This window comes from Microseira sp. BLCC-F43 (assembly GCF_041929235.1).
Taxonomy (GTDB): Bacteria; Cyanobacteriota; Cyanobacteriia; order Cyanobacteriales; family Aerosakkonemataceae; genus Microseira.
The window spans coordinates 1-3449 of record NZ_JBHFNP010000026.1 but is presented as its reverse complement, the minus strand read 5'-3'; the positions used below and the strand labels follow the sequence as shown (position 1 = coordinate 3449).

Here is a 3449-nt window from a genome sequence, read left to right as displayed (position 1 = left end):
TGTAGATTCCCTAACGGGGCAGGTTTTATCGAATGGCTTAGCTAACCCAATTGTAGAGCTAGCGCTGCAATCGGCTTACGGTTATCTCAAGGGATTGGCGACCGATGCAGATTTTAGCAACAAGATGAATCTGGCTTTTGGGAATAATTGGAATAACGAGGTTGCTAGTAAGTTAGTTCAAGACTTTGGTCAAGGAAATTTTACGGCGCTGCCAGGGATTGAGATTCTGCCATCTGCGGCGATAAATGGGGCGAATGGCGCTTTTGCTAGTTTGACGAATACGGTTTATTTATCCCAGGAATTCATTGCCCAAAATGCTGGTAATCCACAAGCTATTACGAGGGTGATTCTGGAAGAAATTTGGCATTATATAGACTCAAAGGTGAAGGTTTCTGATGCAGCGGGAGAGCAAGGAGAAATTTTTGCTGCAACGGTTCAAGGCAAGACATTAAGTGCAGGTGAACTGTTAGCGTTGAAAGCTGAGGATGATACGGCGACTATCATGTTAAATGAAAAAGCCATTGGGATAGAAATGGACAGCACTCTGGGTAGTGCCCGTAACATCGGTAACCTGAGCGGCACTCAAACTTTCAGCGACTTTGTTGATACTGCCGATACCAACGACTTCTATCGCTTCACCCTGAATAACAACAGTAACTTCAGTCTCACTCTCAATGGTTTGAGTGGCGATACCATTTTAGAGTTACTCGACATCAATGGCAACCTGATTCAAATTTCGATTAATCCCAAGACTTACTTTCCACAGGTATACCCGATGAGTGGGGTGAATACCAATGACAGTCTCAGCTTGACTGCTAACCCGGTGGCGGTGGATCGGGCAAACTGGACTTTTATGGTTTACATGCCAGGCGACGACCTGGAGGAGTTTGCCATTGATGACTTCCTAGAAATGGCAAATGTTGGTTCCAGAAATAACGTCAATGTTGTGGTTCAACTCGATCGCACTGCTGGGTACGATAATCGTTTCGGTGACTGGACAGATACTCGTCGGGGAATTATCAATACAGGAAGTACGCCCGGTTTGAACTGGGGAACGAGCATTGGCGAAGCGAATATGGGCGATCCGAATACACTCAGCAACTTCGTCAATTGGGCTACGACCAACTATCAAGCTAATAACTACGGCTTGATACTATGGGGGCACGGAGATGGTCGCAGTATTGCTTATGACGACGTCACTCGTGACTCGATTACTGCTAGCGAACTTAGCGGCGTTCTATCTGGTTTTTCTAACAGAATCAACCTGGTTGGTGCAGATTCCTGTCTGATGGGAATGACTGAATTCGCTCATCAAATCAGAAATCAAACCTCTGTCTTTGTTGGTTCCCAGGAACTTGTACCCGGAACAGGTTTTAATTACACCACGATTTTGTCCGCTCTGACTGCTAATTCTACAATGACCGCAACGCAGCTAGGTACTACGATTGTTAACCGCTACGGTCAGGATTATGCTGATACGGGATGGAACGGCTTTGAGGAAACCCTATCAGCGATCAATTTAGGAGGCATGAACAACTTATCCAACGCTTTGAGTCAATTTGCCACGACCTTCATGAATAGCTCCACATTAAACGATCGCAGTCGATTGGAGACCCATCGTGCTAATTCCAGTACTTTCGGTGATGGAGATTTTCCTGGCTACCGGGATTTAGGCACCCTGCTGTCAAGAGTTGCCAACGACATAGGCATAACAGCAAGCATCCGCACTGCGGCTCAAACGGCTCTCAACGCCTACAATAGTGCAATACTTGGCAATTACTCTTCAATTAATGGACGGGGTACTGGTTTATCAATTAACTTCCAGCAACGCGGTAATGCACCCACTGCTAATTACAATAACTGGAGTCCATCTTTTGCCGCCGATACAACTTGGGATGAGTTCCTTTCCTGGTGGCAAACAGCATAGGTGAGTAAGTTTTAGATCTGCTTACTTGAGGAGCGCGATCGCACTTTCCTTTGTGATAGTGCGATCGCTTGTTGTCTTAGTTGGGTATGCGATCGCTATTAATTTTGGCATCAGACAGTGAATGACTAATGTGGGGGAAAAGCTCAAACAACGACGGGAAGCGCTTTCTTTGACGCAGCAGCAAGTTGCCGATCAATTAGGTGTGACTGTAACTACTGTGAAAAATTGGGTAGCTGGCAGATATATTCCAAAGCTCTATCTAGAACAGACGAAAGCGTTGTGTGACCTCCTGAAGCTTTCCTTAAACGCTCTTGTAGATTAACTAACGCGCATTAGGCAATCGTGGTAGGCGATCGCAACTGGGACATGGGTGAGGAATGCGCGAGCTACCAACAAGCTGACTTGCTACCATATACACAGTAGCGCTTAACCTAGCATCAAATACACCTATGTCCCTTGAGCAAATTTAAGCTGCAATCCTTCAACTTTCACCCCAAGAGTTCCGTCAACTAGCCAAGTGGTTTGCAGAGATCGATTATCAACATTGGGATCGGCAGTTAGAACAAAACATTGCACAGGGTAAGCTGGAATCCCTGGCACAAGAAGCAATTGCTGATTTTGAATCTCGGACTTCTGATGCACTACACTAACCGCCGATTTTGGGAATAAATTGTTGAAAGCCGATCCATCTCATCCATCGTTACATTTCAAAAAAGTAGGCAAATACTGGTCATTCCGTGCAGCAAAGAATTATCGACCTTTAGGTGTGAAGGTAAAAACAGGAATTTTATCGTTTTGGATTGGGACTCATGCTGAATACAATAAACTGATTCAAAATTAGAGCGATCGCGCTTTGGGGTATCGGTGAATAATGCGCGAGCTATTCTATTTGTGAAATGCGCGAGCTTTTTGTTTTGGTTGGGAATGCGCGAGCTATTCTATTTGTGAAATGCGCGAGCTTCCACATCACAGATTAACCCCTTACGCAAAGAAACCGGGTTTCTGCGACCAAGAAACTTTGGTGATGGCCTCGCGTGCGTACTTTCTTATTTTGGCTGTGCAACCGATTAATTAGCTGCTCTCTGATTAATCCTGCTAAAATTCCCGCTGCTACTGGCGGCGTCCACCACCTACCATCTTGCCATCCCCACAGGTTGCCTGTGCTTGTTTCTAACCAATTGCCCGATGCATCTACTAATATGGCTTCTTTTGCACCGTATTTTTGCGCTTGCTGCAATGCCAGCCAAGGCGATAGGTAATTACCTGTCTTGTGAGTCGCTAGCGTTCCCCCCTACCCCCCCCTTCAGCTACCCAAGCCGCTATACCATATTTTTTTCTTTCTGTCAAATCTGCGGGTAAGTTTCGCCCGGTAATCGATTCGCGCCCATCGGGAAATATGGTAATTCTAAGAACGGGGTAGTGTTCAGTTAAGATTTGGGCACCAAGTCGCACTCGTTCCCAGTTTGGCATCTGCCAGTCGAAGGTTTGGAGAGAAGAAGAAAGGCGACGCAGGTGTGCGAGC

3 protein-coding genes and 1 pseudogene are annotated in these 3449 nt (G+C 46.0%); 2 read left to right on the top strand and 2 right to left on the bottom strand.

Annotation, left to right across the window (positions count from 1 at the left end):
- Both ACE1CM_RS03760 and ACE1CM_RS03755 read left to right on the top strand, forming a co-directional pair.
- On the top strand, nt 1–1927 hold a 1927-nt coding region (locus tag ACE1CM_RS03760), incomplete at its 5' end, for a clostripain-related cysteine peptidase (protein ID WP_374876071.1).
- A gap of 121 nt (nt 1928–2048) precedes the next feature.
- Nucleotides 2049–2249, top strand: coding sequence for a helix-turn-helix transcriptional regulator (locus ACE1CM_RS03755; protein ID WP_374876070.1), 201 nt, complete (start codon nt 2049–2051; stop codon nt 2247–2249).
- A 651-nt stretch (nt 2250–2900) separates the two neighbouring features.
- On the opposite strand, the gene ACE1CM_RS03750 is transcribed toward ACE1CM_RS03755, so the two are convergent.
- A complete protein-coding gene (locus ACE1CM_RS03750; RefSeq protein WP_374876069.1) occupies nt 2901–3164 on the bottom strand; it encodes an aminotransferase class IV in 264 nt (87 codons plus the stop codon).
- A 41-nt stretch (nt 3165–3205) separates the two neighbouring features.
- Nucleotides 3206–3449: pseudogene (locus tag ACE1CM_RS03745) on the bottom strand (hypothetical protein); the annotation flags it as partial.

Excerpts from the sequence above, each read along its gene's own strand:
- ACE1CM_RS03755 (WP_374876070.1), top strand. The coding sequence starts at position 2,049 with ATGACTAATGTGGGGGAAAAGCTCAAACAACGACGGGAAGCGCTTTCT.